This is a genomic window from uncultured Pseudoxanthomonas sp., from assembly GCF_947498795.1.
In the GTDB taxonomy this organism is placed as follows: Bacteria; Pseudomonadota; Gammaproteobacteria; order Xanthomonadales; family Xanthomonadaceae; genus Pseudoxanthomonas_A.
Genome location: NZ_CANMLQ010000017.1, coordinates 1 through 15,490, shown reverse-complemented (window position 1 = coordinate 15,490; position 15,490 = coordinate 1). Strand labels below are relative to the sequence as shown.

The following is a 15,490-nucleotide window of genomic DNA, read 5'->3' as shown; positions in this document are numbered from 1 at the left end:
GCATCGACCACATGCCAGCCTTGGCTACAGGCCACCCATCACCCGAATCCCACTGAACAACGTGGTGGGTTTACACATCTACCCAGCGCCAGTCATCGTCCGTCCCCCGCGTCCTGTACCGGTGAACGTACTGTCCGCCTTGCGCCACGGCATCTGCTATTGCCGACCGCAGCTCGTCCTGATCATCCGGGTGGACCGATCCAATGAGATCTGCGAGCGACCACGGCTTGGTCATCGGTCCCAACCCAAACGCGCGCTCCAGCGAGGCGTCGACCCTGACCTTGTCAGTGGTGATATCCCAAATCCAGGTTCCGATGACGGCACCGGAGGCCAGTGCCACGCGACCTCGCTCATGGTCCAGCATGTCCGGCGGTGCATCTAAACGGTGGGGCATGAAGGTCTCACCTGTGTGGGATTTTCGACGGGGATGCAAGTGATAGGGGCTCAGGCTCGAACCGCCGCAATGCAGTCTATCCGAGCAGGCCAGCCAACTGGCTAATCAACGCGCAGACGTCTCGGGACCCGCTGCGCGCGATAAAACCCAGCTCGTTCAGTGAAGTCGATCTTCATTAACTCCGCGTGCATTTGTCGCTCACATCGCAGCGAGCACATTACGTGGGCGGCCACCCCGGTCGCGTATAGCAGGTACTTGGTCATGCCGAACCAGACCCCCAAAGACAAGCAGCAGAGCCCCGGTCGGAATCAGGATCAGGGTAACCAGAACACGCAGCAAAACCGCGGCAAGAACGATCAGCAGGGTCAGAAGCAGGACACCCAGCAGAAGTCGCGCAAAGACCGCGACCAGATGTAATGCCGCACGGCCGAGCGAGGAGGGCAGCTGCCTTTCTCGCTCCCTGGCCTATCGCTTGCCTGCATCGACCTCTCGACGTAGCAGCAACGTTTCATTCCCCCTCAACGACATCCCCCACTTCTTGGCACCCCGTGCCAACACCATGAAAGGACACACCCATGACACGTGACACTCAGCCCGATGCAAACAGGGATCCCATCACCGGCGCGCCGGGCTCACATCCGGTAGGGGTGGGCGTTGGCGGCGTCGCCGGGGGCGTGGCGGCCGGCGCGTTGGCCGGTACCGTTTTTGGTCCGATCGGCACCTTGATTGGTGCGGCCGTGGGTACGGTGGCCGGTGCCGCCGCGGGCAAGGGCGTTGCCGAGCGCATCGATCCCACCGCAGAAGTCGACTATTGGCGCAACGAAGCGCCCACGCGCGACTATTACTCCGGCGAGCATGACTTCCAGCGTGACTATGCCGGCGTCTACCAGGCCGGTGCCGTGGCCCGCGGCGAATACCCCAATGAGTCCTGGGACGATGCCGAGCGTCGCCTTCAGTCCACCTGGGAGGCCGATCGCGGCACGTCCACGCTGGATTGGGACCGCGCACGTCCGGCTGCCAAGGATGCGTGGGATCGCGCTGATCGCACCTACAACGCCTACGCCTGGAGCGACGACACCTACGCCAAGCGCTTCGAAAGCGCGGCCTATCGCCAGGACGGTGATGAGTACGACGACTATCGCCCGGCCTACCGATACGGCACCTACGCGCGTGGTCAGTACGCCGACCGCGACTGGGACGATGGCCTTGCCTCGGACCTGGAACGCGGTTGGGAGCGCTTCAAGGGCACCTCGCGCCTGACCTGGGAGCGGGCCAAGCATGCCGTGGCCGATGCGTTCACCTCTGACGACCGTCGTCGGAACTAAGACGCAACCCCTGTGCCGCCTCCGGGAGTGGAGGCGGCATTTTTTTGGCTTGCCTTTACCCCGTCGGTCCGCCCATCACCGGCAGCACGATGCCATTGACGTAAGACGACATCACCGGCGAGGCAAGGAACACGAAGGCCGGTGAGAGCTCTTCCGGCTGCGCCGGCCGCTTCATCGCGCTGTCTTTGCCAAACTCGGCTACTTCATCGGCCGGCTTGTCAGCAGGATTGAACGGTGTCCACACAGGACCGGGGGCGACCGCATTGACCCGAATGCCGCGCTCGAGCAGGTTGGAGGCCAAAGCTTTGGTAAAGGCGTGGATGGCGCCCTTGGTGGCGGAATAATCGATCAGCTTGGGGCTGCCGAACAGCCCGGTGACCGAGCCGCAATTGACGATGGACGCGCCACGCTGCATATGCGGCAGGCAGGCACGTGCCATGTGGATGTAGCCGGCCACATTCGTCTGCAGCGTCTCCTGCAGGTGCTCATCGGTCAGGTCTTCCAGCCGTTCGGCATGGAGCTGAAAGCCGGCATTGTTCACCAGCACATCGATACGGCCAAAGCGCTTGGCCACCTTGTCTGCGGCTTTCTTGCAGAAGTTCGAATCGCGCACGTCACCCGGAATCAGTAGCGCGGTACGACCTTCCTTTTCGATCCACTTTGCCGTTTCCTTGGCATCCTTGTGCTCGTTCAGATACAGCACCGCAACATCTGCGCCTTCGCGGGCAAACAGTACCGCCACCGCGCGACCGATCCCTGAATCCGCACCCGTAATCACGGCGGTCATCCCTTCGAGCTTTCCGCTGCCGCGGTAGTCGGGGGCTTCAAAGGCCGGTGCCAACATCAGATCGGCTTCGGTACCGGGCTTGGGCAGGTGTTGGGCAGGCATGCGCACCGGCTGCTTGCGCGTGCCGGCCTGGGTGGCCTGCTTGGTGGGCTTTTTCTTGCCGCGGGCATCCTTGCGATCGATCTGCGCCTGTAGTTGGCGCTGACGTGCCGCCGTGGTGTCAGCTGAGGTGGTGGCGGGGCGTGTGGCAGCCGTTTTTTTCTTGCTGGCCATGATGGAGTCCTCCGAAGGAAACACCGCATCATCGCGTCAGCCAGTGTGGCGGCCATGTGATGCCACGGCACCGACCGCGTATCTTGAGAGTGACGAACGCAGGCCAAAACCGTAGTTCGTTCGCAGGTGAATCAGCGCGCCGGCGGGCTCAGCGCGTGCATGATCTCAGGGATGCAGGGGCTGATTTCGCGCGCCAGAAAACCCAATGCACCCATGCGCTCAGCAAGATGTCGGCCTGCCTGTCCATGCAAGAACACCCCCCAGGCTGCGGCAATAAGGGGCTCGGCGCCGCGTGCCGCCAATCCCCCAATCACCCCCGCCAGCACATCTCCCGAACCGGAAGTGGCCAGGCCCACGCCGCCGCCTTCGTAACGCACCAATTCGCCCGTCGGGCTTGCAACCCACGTGCTTGGGCCCTTGAGTACCAGGACCACATGCAGATCTTTGGCCGCTTGTAGAGCCAACGCGGGTTCGTCGCCGGAGATCTGGTCCACCTCGCACCCCAGCAATTTGGCCATTTCGCCGGCGTGCGGCGTCAAGATCGCGGCCTGCGAGCGCACGTGAGCCTGCTTGAAACAGGTAATGGCGCCGGCATCCAGCACGAGGGTAGGGTGGTTTGGCAGCTCGCCCAGCAAACTGGCCAACGCGGGGCTGTCGCACATGCCGGGTCCGACGACGATGGCATCGGCGCGTTCGGCTTCCTGACGGCAGGCAGGACACATTCCAGAAATTTGGCCCTGCTCGTCACTGGGCTGACCCAGCACGCGCGCCTCGGGCATATGCGGGGCTAGGAAGAACGCTGAGGGGCCGGGAACGGCCATTTGCAGCTTGCCCGCGCCCGCCCGCAGGGCGGCCTGCGCGGCCAACAGGATCGCGCCTGGGATATCGACCGATCCGCCGATCACTAAGACCCGGCCACGGTCTTCCTTGCTATGGGCCCCCTGTGCCGCCGGCAGTGGGTGGGCGGCCAACCATGTCTCATCCAGCACGTGATCCCGCGGCTGGCTCATTTGGGACCTGCCGGCGTGTCGGGCGCCTTGGTAATCTCAGCCAACTGCGCAATGTGCGGAACGATCAGGTTGGCGCTTTCCAGTTCAAACCGGGCACCTTCGCCGGTACCGGTGAGCTGGTAGTGGGTGATGCCGCAATTGGGCACGTCCGCCTCCCGGTCGATGTCCAGAATCTGGTGTTCATCCAGGCATTCGAGCAGATACCGAAAGCAATTCACGATCACCTGATGGGCCACGATGAGGACATGCTCGCCCACGTGATCACGCCTGAGAACCTCCAGCACGCTGCGCAGCCTCAGGATCACATCGCACCAGCTCTCACCGCCAGGCGGACGGAAGTAGAACTTGCCAACCAGTGCCCGCTGCTCGGCCAGCTCGGGAAAGGTGGCCTTGATGCCGGGCACTGTGTAGCGGTCCAGGATGCCGAATTCTTTCTCGCGAAGGCGCTCATCGATGGCGATATCTGATGCTCCATGTCCCAAGGCCGTCGCGGTGGCCACACACGTTTGATAGGCGCGCACAAAGGGCGAGCTGAAGAACACCGTAGGACGCACCGAGGCCGGCTGCTCTGAAAACCACTGCGCCAGCGCCACAGCTTGCTGCTCGCCCAAGGTGGACAAAGGCGTATCGGCGTCGCGATGCTCAAGCTCGATCAGACGATCGCCGGCCAACTCGGCCGCATCTCGGGCGACATTGCCGGCGCTTTGCCCGTGACGCACGATCCAGAGGTGGGCAGGCCAGTCCGTATGTAGCAGCCGCGGCATACGCATCGCTCCCAGAAAGGGGTCAGGCTAGAAACCCGCGTGTCGTGTCGTGGTGAAGTCGCCTGGTTGTTTGCCGTCAAGCGCAGGGCAGCGTGGTGGCGTCCGCGTGTCCTGGATGGACCTGGTAGGTGACCACACGCTGCGCATCGACCGGGCCCAGCCATGGATTTGCATGAGCGCCGGTTGAGGCCTTAGCGCGCACCGCCACGTGGATCTGCAGGACCTCACCCTGGAAATGCTCGGGTACGTGGAACTCAAATGCACCGGTGTCGTTCCACTCCGATAGCGCCACTGAATCGGTCCCTGCGGCAAATCCGGCTAGCTGTCCCGGCGCGAGGTTGACCTGCAGCGTTATGCACGAGCCCACGCGTACCGCAATCCCGCGCTCACCGTCACCGGTCTTGAGCGCGCGTCCGTCGACGGTATGTTGAAGCTGGGATAGGGGCGCACTTGAGCTCATTAGCAGTCAACGTGGGTCTTAGAAAGCATCATGTCGGTCTCGCGCACAGAGCCAGGAAAGCGGGGCGCGGGCTTATCGCGATGACGAGGGAAGGTTACGCCCCAGACGTCGGCGATTGGCCTTAGCCATGCGCACATAGGGCGCCAAACCCGCCGTCGTGACTTGACCCAGCAGCCGCTCAAACGTCTGGTGAGAGGGCATCGGAGGCGTCGTTACCGTCCAGGGCGAAAAGGAGGTGGCCATTCGTATCCAAAAGGTCGCACCCGCAGTACCCATGGCCACCCATGCCAGCCAGGCCGCTTCCCATTTCTCAAGGGACATGCGGGAAAGCTCTCTGCGATCGGCGGCGGAGCGCAGGCCGCCGCTGGCCAGCCGTGCCAAGCGGTGGGAGATCACCTCTGGTGCCACGACGCTCAAATCGGTGAGTTGGCGTGCAACCTGACGGGTCGTGTTTTGGCGCATGAGACACTCCTGATGCGTTGCAGCATGAACGTTGATCAGTAAGGCGGAGTGAACCGATGGCCTTGTCGCCGGCAGATCCACGATCATGGCTGGGGCCTTCTAGGTCACGATGGGTTACTGGCGCGCTTTTTCTTCCACATCACGATCTGGCCCACGACCGCGGTCAGCAAAATCAGACTGTTGGTCACGATGAACACCCAGTTCTCCACCAGCCAGCTATAGAGCACGAAGCCCAGCGAGGCGGCCATTTGGCCCAGGAACAGCCAGGTGGACACCCCCTCACTCTCGGGCGTGGTCGCTTGCTTCTGGATCTGCCGAACCAAGGTCGCCAGCAGAATGGCCGAGGCTAACCAGCCGATCACGTCAGGCGACATACAACACACTCCATCGTCGATTTAGATCCCGCAGGTGACATGAGTGGACCGCATGGATGAGACCCGAACGCCCGGCTCGGATAGCGCGATACCGGAGGCTGAAGACCGTGCTTTCAAGGCGATGCTATTTCATACCGGACAGGACACCCGTGAAATCGCGCACGTTGACCAGGCGCTGGCGATCGACCCCAACGCCGACCAGCTGCTATGGATCGACCTTCAATCCCCGAGCCAGGCAGAACTCGCGCACCTGGCTCAAGCGCTGTCCTTGCCGGCCGCGGCGATCACCGGCTTCCTGGGCTCGGACACCAACCCCACCTTGGAAACCTGTGGCCCCTGTTTTTGGATGCGGGTGGTGGGCGTGGCCGAATCGGCGAGCCCCAACTTCACCGGCACCGTGCTTACCCTCATCGCAGGGAAGAACCTGGTGGTCACGCTTCATCACGCGCCCGTGCCCTTTTTGAACACGTTCCGAGAGGGACGCGCGTCCAGAAGTGCGGTGGGCACCTTGGGATCGGGCAGCTTCGTGGCGGCCTTGTTGGAGTGGCATCTGGGCACCTACTTCGAGGCCGTGGCCCGATTTGAAGGGGCGGTGGAACGACTGGAGGTGGAGGTGCTCTCCTCCAACCCCCGGAACTGCCTGCAGGAACTGCGGGATCTGCGCAAAGGGGCTTCTCGTCTACGGCGCATGCTGGCCCCGCACCGCATCGTCTTTACTGCACTGTCACGACCTGACTTCCGCCCCGAAGAGGACGAGGTCACCGCACGCCACTTCCGGGTCTTGGATACCCACTATGAGCGTGCGATGGACATGGTGGAAAGCGCGCGCGATCTGGTCGTCGGCAGCTTTGAGCTATTCAGCAGTCAAACGGCGTTGTCGGCCAACCAGACGATGAAGGTGTTGACCTTCGTGACGGTGGTGGTGGGCGCCTTGGCCGTCGTGGGCGGCATCCTGGGGATGAATTTCGAGGCCCCGTTCTTCAAGACCGGGGTCATCGGTTTTACCGTGGCTGTGGTGCTGATGCTCGCGCTGGCCGCCACCTCCATCTTCTGGGGCAAGCGCAGGGGCTGGTTTTAGTTACTCGGGCGCTTTGGCCGGTACAAAGGGCGACACCGGATCACTGGCCGGAAAGGTCTCCTCCAGCGCCTGATCCTGATTGTCACTCTCATGGGCCTTGCGCTCCCGGCGTTGGGTAGGCGACTCGGGGGACACGTTGGGCGTATCGGTGCCGGGAGGATCTTTACGGTCTCGCATGGCGATCTCCTAGAAAAATATGGGGGGTGAACCGGCCATCGTGGCGAGCCGGCAGGGAAGAGGAGATTGAAAGCTTCGAGGTGTGTGTCGGGTGAACCTGCTTTCACAAACCCTTGGCGAGGCCGGCGCTATATCAATGGCCCATCCCCAGCTAATGGAGTCAGCAATGGCAAGCAAGGGCTATGATCCGAAACAAGTGAAAGAACTTCTCCTGCAGGCGTTGGAAACCGAGCGCGGCGGCATCAAGATTTACACCGCCGCCATCGCCGCAGCAGTGAATGAGGACCTGCACAAGGAGTGGCAGGAATACCTGGATGAGACCAAGCATCACGAGCAGGTGCTGACCCAGGTTTTTGAAGAACTGGGATTGGACACCGAAGAGATGAGTCCGGGCAGAGAGGTGGTGGCGCATAACGGCGCCTCCTTGGTGGCCGCCATTGAAATGGCTCGCGCCGATGCAGACGCCGCTGCAGCAGAGTTGGTGGCCTGTGAGTGTGTGGTCCTGGCAGAGACCAAGGACCATACGAATTGGGAGCTGATCGGCAAAGTCGCCGAGTCCTCCACCGATAAGCTGGCCAAGATCCTGAAGGCCGCTTACGAGGAAGTGGAGGAGGATGAAGACCATCACCTCTACCACACCAAGGGCTGGTGCCGGGAACTCTGGATCCAGGCGCTGGGCATGCCCGCGGTGCAACCGCCGCCGGAAGAAGTCAAGAAAGTGGAAACGGCCATCGGCGCCGCGCGCGCAGAGCAAGCCCGCGAGGACATGCTCTAACCCAACAAACCCGCCTACCGGCGGGTTTGTTTTCATCCACCTGTGTTCTGCGCCTTCAGGCGCGCACCCTTTGAAGCAGGCACCGACATGGCAACTTCGCGTAAATCCAAGACCGCTCCCAAAAAGAACGTGAGCGGCCAATCAGCGGCTCGCAACTCCGACAGTGCCGCGTCCAAGGCACCAAGGCGGACGGGCGATCTGCTTGCCAAGCAGGCCGCTGACGTCGAGGCCACCGTGGCGGCCTTGCCCTTCAATGAGAACAAGGCCGCTGAGCATGGGCGGCAGCAGGCCACCATGCCGCCGGAAGGCACCGAGATCATTCCGCCCTCACCATTGGTGAGCGCCAGTACGCTGGCCGAATCCAATGAATCAGCCAAAGTGGGCACGCGTGCAGACGCCGGAGCCAACCCCACCGTGGGTTCGCTGGATCGGGTGAGGGTAGATGGCAGCGGGCAGCGCCTGACGACCAATCAGGGCGTGCCGGTGGCCGACAATCAGAACTCGCTCAAGGCGGGGTTGCGCGGGCCTGCGCTGTTGAAGGATTTCATACTGCGGGAAAAAATCACCCACTTCGACCATGAGCGCATTCCCGAGCGCATCGTACATGCACGCGGTTCTGCGGCCCATGGCTATTTCGAGTCCTACAAGAAGCACACCAAACTGACTCGAGCTGCGCCGTTTCAGGAAGCCGGAAAGGTCACGCCGGTATTTGTCCGCTTCTCCACCGTCGCCGGCGAGCGTGGCAGCAAGGACACGGCTCGTGATGTGCGCGGCTTTGCGGTGAAGTTCTATACCGATGAAGGCAACTGGGACCTGGTGGGCAATAACATGCCGGTGTTCTTCATCCAGGATGCGATGAAGTTTCCCGACCTGGTGCATGCGGTCAAGCCTGAGCCCCATCACGCCATGCCGCAGGCGGCCTCGGCCCACGATACGTTCTGGGATTTCGTCTCCTTGATGCCCGAGTCGACTCACATGCTGATGTGGCTGATGTCAGACCGGGCCATTCCCCGTAGTTACAGGATGATGCAGGGGTTTGGCGTGCACACGTTCCGCTTCGTCAACGACCAGGGCCAGTCCTCCTTCGTCAAGTTTCACTGGACGCCGCTGCAGGGCACCCATGCGCTGCTGTGGGACGAGGCGGTCAAGATCTCCGGGTGCGATCCGGACTACCACCGGCGCGACTTGTGGGAAGCCATTGAGGCCGGCGCCTACCCGGAGTGGGAGTTGGGCGTGCAGGTGTTCTCCGAGCAGGATGCCGAGCGCTTCTCCTTCGACATCCTGGATGCCACCAAGATCGTGCCCGAAGAACTGGTGCCCATTACCCCCTTGGGACGGATGGTGCTCAACCGCAACCCGGACAACTTCTTTGCCGAAACCGAACAGGTCGCCTTTTGCACGGCCCATGTCATTCCGGGCATCGATTTCACCAACGATCCGCTCTTGGCCGGTCGCATCCACTCCTACGTCGATACCCAGCTCTCTCGACTGGGCGGGCCTAACTTCCATGAGATTCCCATCAACGCCCCGATCGCCCCGGTACACAACAACCAGCGCGATGGTCTGCACCGCCAAGCCATTCACCGCGGCAAGGTGGCCTACGAGCCCAACTCGCTGGGCGGCGGATGTCCGTTTCAGGCCGGAGCAGCCGGGTTCGTATCCTTCCCCGAGCCAGTGGAGCAGGACGAGGTGCGCGGCAAACCGGAAAAGTTCGCTGAGCACTTCAACCAAGCCGCGTTGTTCTTCAACAGCCAGACGCCGGTAGAGCAGGCGCACATCGTCGCCTCGTTCCGCTTCGAGCTGTCCAAGCTCACCGTGCCGGCCATCCGTCAGCGCGTGGTCTCCATGCTGCGTAATGCCTCCGAGGACCTGGCCGCCCAGGTAGCAGAGGGGTTGGGCATGTCCTTGCCCGAGCCCATGCCGCGCGCCTTGCCCAAACCGCCCAAGGCGGAAGTGGCCTCCTCCGAGGCGCTCTCCATGTTCGCGCTACCCCGTCAGGCCGGGGTGGCCACGCGCAAGGTCGCCATCTTCGTGGGCGATGGCGTGGATGGGGATCAGGTAGCAGCCGCACAGAAGGCATTGCTCAAAGCCGGCGCTTTGGGTCGCCTGATCGGCCCGCGGGTGGGCGCCTTTACCGCGGCAGATGGCAGCCAGATCGATGCCGATGCGTCCTTCGAAAACGAGCCGTCCGTGCTGTTTGATGGCGTCATTCTTCCCGATGGGGAGGGAACGGCGAAAGCGTGGGCGCGCGATGGGCGGGCGGGCGAGTTCGTCAAAGACCAGTTCCGCCACCTGAAAACCATCCTGGCCCTGGGCGAGGCGGTGGCCTTCGTGGAAGGTGCAGGGGTCTTGCGCGATGAGGATGACGCCGGTCTGTTGCTGCATAGTGACCCGCCCAAGGACGCGATCGCAGACTTTTTGGCGGCCTTGGCCAAACATAAGCACTTTGAGCGGGAAATCGATCCACCGCTGCTGTAGAACGCTGGCGGGCGGCCTGATCAGGTGAATCTGACAGTGGACTGGAGATCCACCGTGTGGGACTCGCAACGCGTGTCCCACGGCGCCAAGATCCTATCGTTAGGGTGCCGGCGGGCTCTGGTTGAAGACCGCCCAGAATTTCCCCAACACCTTCAGCGCCGACACGAATTGAGCCGGTTCCACGGGTTTGAGCACGAATGCGTTGACGCCCAGATTCCACGAGGCAATCGCATCGGACTCCTGTCGGGATGAGGTAAGAATCACCACCGGCAGGTGCGCCAGCGCGGGATCGGCGCGGATCTGCGTCAACGTCTCGATACCACCCAGTCGCGGCATCTCGAGGTCCAGCAACAGGACAATTGGGCGGTCAACGGGCCGCTCGGAGAACTTGCCTTCGCCACGCAGGTACTCCAACACCTCCACGCCATCGAACACGCGCACGATAGGGTTGGACAGATGCGCCTCGCGAAATGCATCGAGCACCATCTCGGCATCATTATCGCTGTCTTCGGCCAACAGAATGGTCGGCATCACGGGAGGCAACATGATCGGTTCTTCATGCGGATGAGACCGCTTCACTATACCAACTCACATACATGAATAGGGCTTGCTTCATTCGTTCTTCGCGATTGATCACGCCAAGCTTGTTTTCCGTGACAGGAGCCCGGTTATGACGTCCCATCGCACCTCGTTTTGGTATCGCAATGGCCTGTCGCTGGTACTGCTAGGCATGTTTCTGTTTTTCTTCGCCGCCCAGACGTGTACTGGTTGGCGGGCAGACAACCAGGAACGAGTGCAGCAGGGACAACCGGCGCAGCCACTGACGACCTACCTGCAGGGAGGTCACTTCCTGTCAGCGACGTTTGAGAACTGGGAGAGCGAATTCCTGCAGATGGGTATGTACGTACTGCTGACGGTGTGGCTGCGGCAACGCGGATCGGCAGAGTCCCGTGAGCTTGATCCGGCGCAGGAACAAGAACGGGTCGACCCCGGTCCGACCCCGACGCCGGTGACGAAAGGTGGGGTATGGAAGTGGCTCTACGCCAATTCCTTGAGCGTGGCCTTCGGCGTACTGTTCCTGGGCGCCTTCATAGGGCATGCCTATGGAAGCTGGCTGCATGAGAACGAGCAGCGCATCGCGCAGGGTTTGGCCGCCATCCCCTGGAGCACGCATCTGGGCGGTGCGCAGTTCTGGTTTGAGTCCATGCAGAACTGGCAGAGCGAGTTCTTAGCGGTGTTGTCCATTGTCGTGTTGAGCATCTTCCTGCGACAGGACAAATCACCCGAGTCCAAGGCCCTTGCCGCGCCGCATGGACAAACCGGGACGTGATCGCAGGGCAAGGCGTCTGTCGTTGGAGCGTGTTGGTCCCAACAGGCGGGCATCGAGGGGCCGATGTCGCGCCAGCGAAAGAGCTAGCGGCTGCAGCGCTTCAATTCGAGCCGTCCGGCTCCGTGATCGGGCACCGATTGAAATTGCTGCGGAACTGACGTGATACCGCCATCACGCGCTTGCGCGCTCGATTGACGGCACCCAGGGGGCGATGGGCCGCCAGCGCATTCCAGGGGGAGAAGGCCAGCGATTTTTCCGTCTGCTCGGACAGGCCTGACCAGGAGCGTTGTGGCGGCAGCGCCAAGGTCGCCACGGTAATCCACGGGCTGACCTCCTCAGGCCAGGCGATGGAGGCATCTTCGATCGGCATGCGCTCCAGGTCTCGACACAGTTGGACGTTAAAGGCCCACAGTGCTTCCTCACTGGCCAAGGCGCTCTGGATCGCCTGGCGTTGGGCATCACCTTCATTGGGGATGGCAGTGGCAGCGAGTGCTAGCAGTGCAGGCGATAGCGGGGCCAACGAGAACTTGGCCATGTACGGTCCATACAGGAATGGGACCTGGGTGAAGTAGGTTTCTCCCAAAGGATGTCGCTGCGGCTCCCCGCCCAAGCCCTTGAGCTTACCGCTCTGCAGGCCGACCGCCTCCAACGCCGCCTCGGCCCCGCGCAGCGTGGCGGAGATGACGTTCTTGGTGCGCGGCATCTTTTCGGTGGTGGCGGCCAACAATTTGGCCGCGCCAACAAAACCGGCAGGCGTGGGCGCCGTAAAGGCCGGTCCATTGACCATCAGGAAATCCTGGGAGTGCCCCGGCAGACTGCCGGCCACACGTTCGCCCTCCACATGAAGCACCTTGAGGGCCAGCGCCCGTGGCGTGGATACCGTATCTGGTAGTTGCTCGGCAGGAGGCGAGGAGAAGCGCACCAACGCTTCGAAACAGCGCGCCTTGGCAAACAGGCCGTGCGCCAATTCCGGTGGCAGATGCCCATGGACCTGAAACGTGCCACGCACCAATGCGTGGCCCTTGGCATGCACGGCGCGATGGGCCACGCCTTCGTGCTCGGCGACTCGTTGCGCCATCTGCGAGAACACGGTCTCCAAGGCCAGGATCGCTTCGTTTTCCTCCGCACCAATGACCTCGAGGGATGACCTGAAAGGAATCGGCGAGGCGAGGGGAGTCATTGGTGGGGCGTCCTGTGAGGATCGGGAGTGCTACGCAGCGTCAGAAGTGGAAGGTGCTTTCAGACCCATTCGATCGGCAGCACGCGTAAGCAGAGGCACGCGCTGGAGTACCCACCGGCTCGCCCATCGCAGGGCGGCCTGTTTGCTTCGGCAGACCATCTGCTGGGGGACCACCTCCACCGCATCGAAGACTACGCTGGCAATCCAAGCCTCGCCCGCCGCGGCGACCTGCACCACAGGAATTGACGCCAGGAATACCGTGTCCTTACCGGCATCTTCAACCCAATGAAACGGCAGGGGTAGAGCAGGCTTTCCCGTAGCAGGCATCGGAGTAGGAGGCTTCGAGGACCTGGCGAAGCTGACAAAGCGCGCGTGTAAGCCCGGTGAACCTTAGCGGCGAGGCGACGCGGCCAGTTGGCGATGGATCGCCGTGGCGGCGATGGCCGCCTGTCCGAAGGCCACGGAAATCTGGTTGATAGCACTACTGACATCCCCGATGGCATACAGGCCGGGGATGGAGGTCTGCATGTGGGCATCGGTGAACAACTCGCCCGATCGCAGTAGACGCGCACCCGCCGCCGTGGCCAAGGTAAAGCGTGACTGGGTTCCCAAGGCGGCGTACACCGTGTCGAAGCGATGGGCGCGACCGGTGTGATCCATCACCACACACGCATTGCCGGAGATGCGAACGGTGGGCTCACAACCGATGACCGGGATGTCCAGCTGACGTGCCTGCCGAAGTGAGTGGTGCGTGGCCTTGGACCCATCGGGGACCGTCAGGGCGGTTACGGTGGGAGAAAAAGCACGCAGGAAGCAGGCATGGCGCAACGCCGATTCCGGTGGGCCCAGGACCCCAATGGACGCATCGGTGGCTTCATACCCATCGCAGATCGCACACAGGCGCAGCAAGCCGCGCTCAATGGCCGTCTTGGGGCTCAGTCCCTTCAGGGTGGGCAGCGTGTCTTCCACGCCTGTGGCCAGGATCACGGTGTAAGCCTGCAGGCACCGTCGGGGCAGGGTGATAGTAAAAACGTCCAGCCCCACTTCGATGCGGGAGGCCACGGCCTTGATGCACGTGACCCCGTATTGGCCCGCTTGCTCACCCAAGCGGGTCAACAGGGCGGTCCCGGCCACACCTGCCGGAAACCCCGGGCAGTTATGAGTCTTGGGAATCCATTTCGCCCGACTCTGACCGCTATCGATGAGCGCCACGGAGCGATGAAAGCGACGCAAGTAGGTCGCCGCCGTCAGACCGGCCGGCCCACCTCCCACGATGAGGCAATCCCAGATCTTCGTGGGTGCGGAGGACTTCATGAGGGATTCCTGAGATAGGCAAGCCAGGGGTGCAGGAAGTGATTTCACGCCGCCTCGACAGGCGGTGCGGCTATTTTTCACCAAACTGAACTACAGGAGCCGTGTCGATGTCTGCCGTCGTTCTGATCATTGAAGACAACCGCAGTTTGGCTGAAACCGTGGGTTATTTCCTGGAAGCCAAGGGCCTGGAAGTGGACTACGCGGTCGACGGAGCCGAAGGGTATCGGCTGGCCAGTGAAAATCGCTACGACGCCATCATCCTGGACGGCAACCTTCCGCGAATGGATGGCCTGCAGGTCGTCAAGCAGCTGCGCACGGAGGCGCGGGTGGCAACGCCCATCATCATGGTGACCGCCCGCGACACCTTGGAGGACAAGCTCGTCGGCCTGGAGGCGGGCGTGGACGATTTCCTGACCAAGCCCTTTGCGACCCAAGAACTGGAAGCGCGGCTGAAGGCCATCATCCGCCGCAACCGGAAGGAGGTCGCGCGAGCTGTGTTGCAGGTGGGCGATCTCACCTTGGATCCTGCCTCGCAAATCGTGCAACGGGATGGACGTCGCTTGGAGCTTACGCCTGCAGGTATGCGGCTGTTGACGATCTTGATGCGCGAATCCCCGCGCGTGGTCTCGCGCCGGGAAATTGAGCGGGAGCTGTGGGGCGATGATCTGCCCGATTCCGATGCCCTGCGCAGTCACATGTACAACCTGCGCAAAGCCATCGACAAGGGCTTCGTTACGCCCATGCTGCACACGGTGCAGAGCGCGGGCTATCGCCTGGCGGCAAACATCGGTCAGCCGTCCCATGCTCAGGATGCTCAGGCGGCCTGAGTAGCATGGGCCGCATAGATTCCCACGCTTTTGGGAGCCTGGTGCAACGCCTGTCCGCGCAGGAAGGCGTTGCGCACTGTTTGCCCTATCCGGGCATGACGCCGATTCCAGATGGGTTCGACGCCTTTGCCAGGCAGGATGCGGCCAGGGAAGAGATGGAGTGGGACGATGCTTGCCCTGCCTATGCCCTGGGGCTCATCACCTACGGCAGCTATGTGCTGCCACGGGATGAGGAATATCTGGAAGTGCTGTGGGATGAGCTTGGCGGCGATTCCACACAGGTATGGGCGCAAGCGCGGCCGCTGGTGTTGGCAACGTGGGCATGGTTGAGTAATCCGCCCGCGCAGGAGCCAGGTCCAGGCGATAGTGCTAACGCGAGCGATCCCACCCGTCTGATGCACTAGCTGTGTAAACCCACCACGTTGTTCAGTGGGATTCGGGTGATGGGTGGCCTGTAGCCAAGGCTGGCATGTGGTCGATGC

The 15,490-nt window shown here is 62.3% G+C and carries 18 protein-coding genes; 8 read left to right on the top strand and 10 right to left on the bottom strand.

Annotated features, from left to right (window positions below; all coding sequences use genetic code 11):
• Nucleotides 1-70 precede the first annotated feature (70 nt).
• The gene (locus Q0907_RS18720; RefSeq protein ID WP_299347520.1) at nucleotides 71-394 is read right to left on the bottom strand and encodes a PAS domain-containing protein; all 324 of its coding nucleotides are present in this window, start codon (nucleotides 392-394) and stop codon (nucleotides 71-73) included.
• A 261-nt stretch (nucleotides 395-655) separates the two neighbouring features.
• Here Q0907_RS18720 and Q0907_RS18715 point away from each other — a divergent pair, with 261 nt between their 5' ends.
• The gene (locus Q0907_RS18715; RefSeq protein WP_185896144.1) at nucleotides 656-811 is read left to right on the top strand and encodes a hypothetical protein; all 156 of its coding nucleotides are present in this window, start codon (nucleotides 656-658) and stop codon (nucleotides 809-811) included.
• A 158-nt stretch (nucleotides 812-969) separates the two neighbouring features.
• Nucleotides 970-1,719, top strand: coding sequence for a hypothetical protein (locus Q0907_RS18710; protein ID WP_185896145.1), 750 nt, complete (start codon nucleotides 970-972; stop codon nucleotides 1,717-1,719).
• A 55-nt stretch (nucleotides 1,720-1,774) separates the two neighbouring features.
• Here the strand turns inward: Q0907_RS18710 and Q0907_RS18705 are convergent, their stop codons facing one another.
• From Q0907_RS18705 to Q0907_RS18685, 5 genes are all read right to left on the bottom strand, one after another.
• On the bottom strand, nucleotides 1,775-2,779 hold the full coding sequence (locus Q0907_RS18705) for an SDR family oxidoreductase (protein WP_299347516.1): 1,005 nt from the start codon (nucleotides 2,777-2,779) through the stop codon (nucleotides 1,775-1,777).
• Between the two features lie 131 nt (nucleotides 2,780-2,910).
• Nucleotides 2,911-3,789 carry an NAD(P)H-hydrate dehydratase gene (locus tag Q0907_RS18700; RefSeq protein ID WP_299347514.1) on the bottom strand — a complete coding sequence of 293 codons (879 nt, stop codon included), beginning with the start codon at nucleotides 3,787-3,789 and terminating at the stop codon, nucleotides 2,911-2,913.
• Nucleotides 3,786-4,553: a histidine phosphatase family protein gene (locus tag Q0907_RS18695; protein WP_343229831.1), complete on the bottom strand. Its 768-nt coding sequence runs from the start codon at nucleotides 4,551-4,553 to the stop codon at nucleotides 3,786-3,788. Before Q0907_RS18695 ends, Q0907_RS18700 begins: the two co-directional genes overlap by 4 nt.
• 532 nt (nucleotides 4,554-5,085) lie before the next feature.
• Nucleotides 5,086-5,562, bottom strand: coding sequence for a hypothetical protein (locus Q0907_RS18690; RefSeq protein ID WP_299347512.1), 477 nt, complete (start codon nucleotides 5,560-5,562; stop codon nucleotides 5,086-5,088).
• 17 nt (nucleotides 5,563-5,579) lie between these two features.
• Nucleotides 5,580-5,849, bottom strand: coding sequence for a hypothetical protein (locus Q0907_RS18685; RefSeq protein ID WP_299347510.1), 270 nt, complete (start codon nucleotides 5,847-5,849; stop codon nucleotides 5,580-5,582).
• Between the two features lie 52 nt (nucleotides 5,850-5,901).
• Between Q0907_RS18685 and Q0907_RS18680 the strand changes: the two genes are divergently transcribed.
• Nucleotides 5,902-6,927: a CorA family divalent cation transporter gene (locus Q0907_RS18680; RefSeq protein WP_299347508.1), complete on the top strand. Its 1,026-nt coding sequence runs from the start codon at nucleotides 5,902-5,904 to the stop codon at nucleotides 6,925-6,927.
• On the opposite strand, the gene Q0907_RS18675 is transcribed toward Q0907_RS18680, so the two are convergent.
• Entirely contained in the window at nucleotides 6,928-7,104 is a 177-nt protein-coding gene (locus Q0907_RS18675) for a hypothetical protein (protein WP_299347506.1), read from the bottom strand.
• Nucleotides 7,105-7,270: 166 nt separating this feature from the next.
• On the opposite strand from Q0907_RS18675, the gene Q0907_RS18670 reads away from it, so the two are divergent.
• Both Q0907_RS18670 and Q0907_RS18665 read left to right on the top strand, forming a co-directional pair.
• Entirely contained in the window at nucleotides 7,271-7,879 is a 609-nt protein-coding gene (locus Q0907_RS18670) for a hypothetical protein (RefSeq protein WP_299347504.1), read from the top strand.
• A gap of 87 nt (nucleotides 7,880-7,966) precedes the next feature.
• Nucleotides 7,967-10,357 (top strand): catalase, encoded by a 2,391-nt coding sequence (locus Q0907_RS18665; protein WP_299347502.1) that lies wholly within the window; start codon nucleotides 7,967-7,969, stop codon nucleotides 10,355-10,357.
• A gap of 99 nt (nucleotides 10,358-10,456) precedes the next feature.
• Here Q0907_RS18665 and Q0907_RS18660 read toward each other — a convergent pair whose 3' ends face one another.
• Nucleotides 10,457-10,888 carry a response regulator gene (locus Q0907_RS18660; protein WP_299347500.1) on the bottom strand — a complete coding sequence of 144 codons (432 nt, stop codon included), beginning with the start codon at nucleotides 10,886-10,888 and terminating at the stop codon, nucleotides 10,457-10,459.
• Between the two features lie 139 nt (nucleotides 10,889-11,027).
• Here Q0907_RS18660 and Q0907_RS18655 point away from each other — a divergent pair, with 139 nt between their 5' ends.
• Nucleotides 11,028-11,687, top strand: a complete 660-nt coding sequence (locus Q0907_RS18655; protein WP_299347521.1) for a DUF6766 family protein — start codon at nucleotides 11,028-11,030, stop codon at nucleotides 11,685-11,687.
• 100 nt (nucleotides 11,688-11,787) lie between these two features.
• On the opposite strand, the gene Q0907_RS18650 is transcribed toward Q0907_RS18655, so the two are convergent.
• Both Q0907_RS18650 and Q0907_RS18645 read right to left on the bottom strand, forming a co-directional pair.
• Nucleotides 11,788-12,867: a catalase family protein gene (locus tag Q0907_RS18650; RefSeq protein ID WP_299347498.1), complete on the bottom strand. Its 1,080-nt coding sequence runs from the start codon at nucleotides 12,865-12,867 to the stop codon at nucleotides 11,788-11,790.
• Nucleotides 12,868-13,257: 390 nt separating this feature from the next.
• Nucleotides 13,258-14,181 carry an NAD(P)/FAD-dependent oxidoreductase gene (locus tag Q0907_RS18645; RefSeq protein ID WP_299347496.1) on the bottom strand — a complete coding sequence of 308 codons (924 nt, stop codon included), beginning with the start codon at nucleotides 14,179-14,181 and terminating at the stop codon, nucleotides 13,258-13,260.
• Between the two features lie 107 nt (nucleotides 14,182-14,288).
• Between Q0907_RS18645 and Q0907_RS18640 the strand changes: the two genes are divergently transcribed.
• The gene (locus tag Q0907_RS18640) at nucleotides 14,289-15,008 is read left to right on the top strand and encodes a response regulator transcription factor (RefSeq protein ID WP_299347495.1); all 720 of its coding nucleotides are present in this window, start codon (nucleotides 14,289-14,291) and stop codon (nucleotides 15,006-15,008) included.
• 41 nt (nucleotides 15,009-15,049) lie between these two features.
• Nucleotides 15,050-15,412 (top strand): hypothetical protein, encoded by a 363-nt coding sequence (locus Q0907_RS18635; RefSeq protein WP_299347493.1) that lies wholly within the window; start codon nucleotides 15,050-15,052, stop codon nucleotides 15,410-15,412.
• Nucleotides 15,413-15,490: the final 78 nt, after the last annotated feature.

What these genes read in the sequence shown, in the direction of transcription:
- Q0907_RS18645 (WP_299347496.1), bottom strand. Translation starts at nt 14,181, where the DNA reads ATGAAGTCCTCCGCACCCACGAAGATCTGGGATTGCCTCATCGTGGGA.
- Q0907_RS18710 (WP_185896145.1), top strand. Translation starts at nt 970, where the DNA reads ATGACACGTGACACTCAGCCCGATGCAAACAGGGATCCCATCACCGGC.
- Q0907_RS18695 (WP_343229831.1), bottom strand. Translation starts at nt 4,553, where the DNA reads ATGCCGCGGCTGCTACATACGGACTGGCCTGCCCACCTCTGGATCGTG.
- Q0907_RS18705 (WP_299347516.1), bottom strand. Translation starts at nt 2,779, where the DNA reads ATGGCCAGCAAGAAAAAAACGGCTGCCACACGCCCCGCCACCACCTCA.
- Q0907_RS18685 (WP_299347510.1), bottom strand. Translation starts at nt 5,849, where the DNA reads ATGTCGCCTGACGTGATCGGCTGGTTAGCCTCGGCCATTCTGCTGGCG.
- Q0907_RS18655 (WP_299347521.1), top strand. Translation starts at nt 11,028, where the DNA reads ATGACGTCCCATCGCACCTCGTTTTGGTATCGCAATGGCCTGTCGCTG.
- Q0907_RS18720 (WP_299347520.1), bottom strand. Translation starts at nt 394, where the DNA reads ATGCCCCACCGTTTAGATGCACCGCCGGACATGCTGGACCATGAGCGA.
- Q0907_RS18680 (WP_299347508.1), top strand. Translation starts at nt 5,902, where the DNA reads ATGGATGAGACCCGAACGCCCGGCTCGGATAGCGCGATACCGGAGGCT.
- Q0907_RS18650 (WP_299347498.1), bottom strand. Translation starts at nt 12,867, where the DNA reads ATGACTCCCCTCGCCTCGCCGATTCCTTTCAGGTCATCCCTCGAGGTC.
- Q0907_RS18675 (WP_299347506.1), bottom strand. Translation starts at nt 7,104, where the DNA reads ATGCGAGACCGTAAAGATCCTCCCGGCACCGATACGCCCAACGTGTCC.
- Q0907_RS18665 (WP_299347502.1), top strand. Translation starts at nt 7,967, where the DNA reads ATGGCAACTTCGCGTAAATCCAAGACCGCTCCCAAAAAGAACGTGAGC.
- Q0907_RS18715 (WP_185896144.1), top strand. Translation starts at nt 656, where the DNA reads ATGCCGAACCAGACCCCCAAAGACAAGCAGCAGAGCCCCGGTCGGAAT.
- Q0907_RS18700 (WP_299347514.1), bottom strand. Translation starts at nt 3,789, where the DNA reads ATGAGCCAGCCGCGGGATCACGTGCTGGATGAGACATGGTTGGCCGCC.
- Q0907_RS18670 (WP_299347504.1), top strand. Translation starts at nt 7,271, where the DNA reads ATGGCAAGCAAGGGCTATGATCCGAAACAAGTGAAAGAACTTCTCCTG.
- Q0907_RS18640 (WP_299347495.1), top strand. Translation starts at nt 14,289, where the DNA reads ATGTCTGCCGTCGTTCTGATCATTGAAGACAACCGCAGTTTGGCTGAA.
- Q0907_RS18690 (WP_299347512.1), bottom strand. Translation starts at nt 5,562, where the DNA reads ATGATCGTGGATCTGCCGGCGACAAGGCCATCGGTTCACTCCGCCTTA.
- Q0907_RS18660 (WP_299347500.1), bottom strand. Translation starts at nt 10,888, where the DNA reads ATGCCGACCATTCTGTTGGCCGAAGACAGCGATAATGATGCCGAGATG.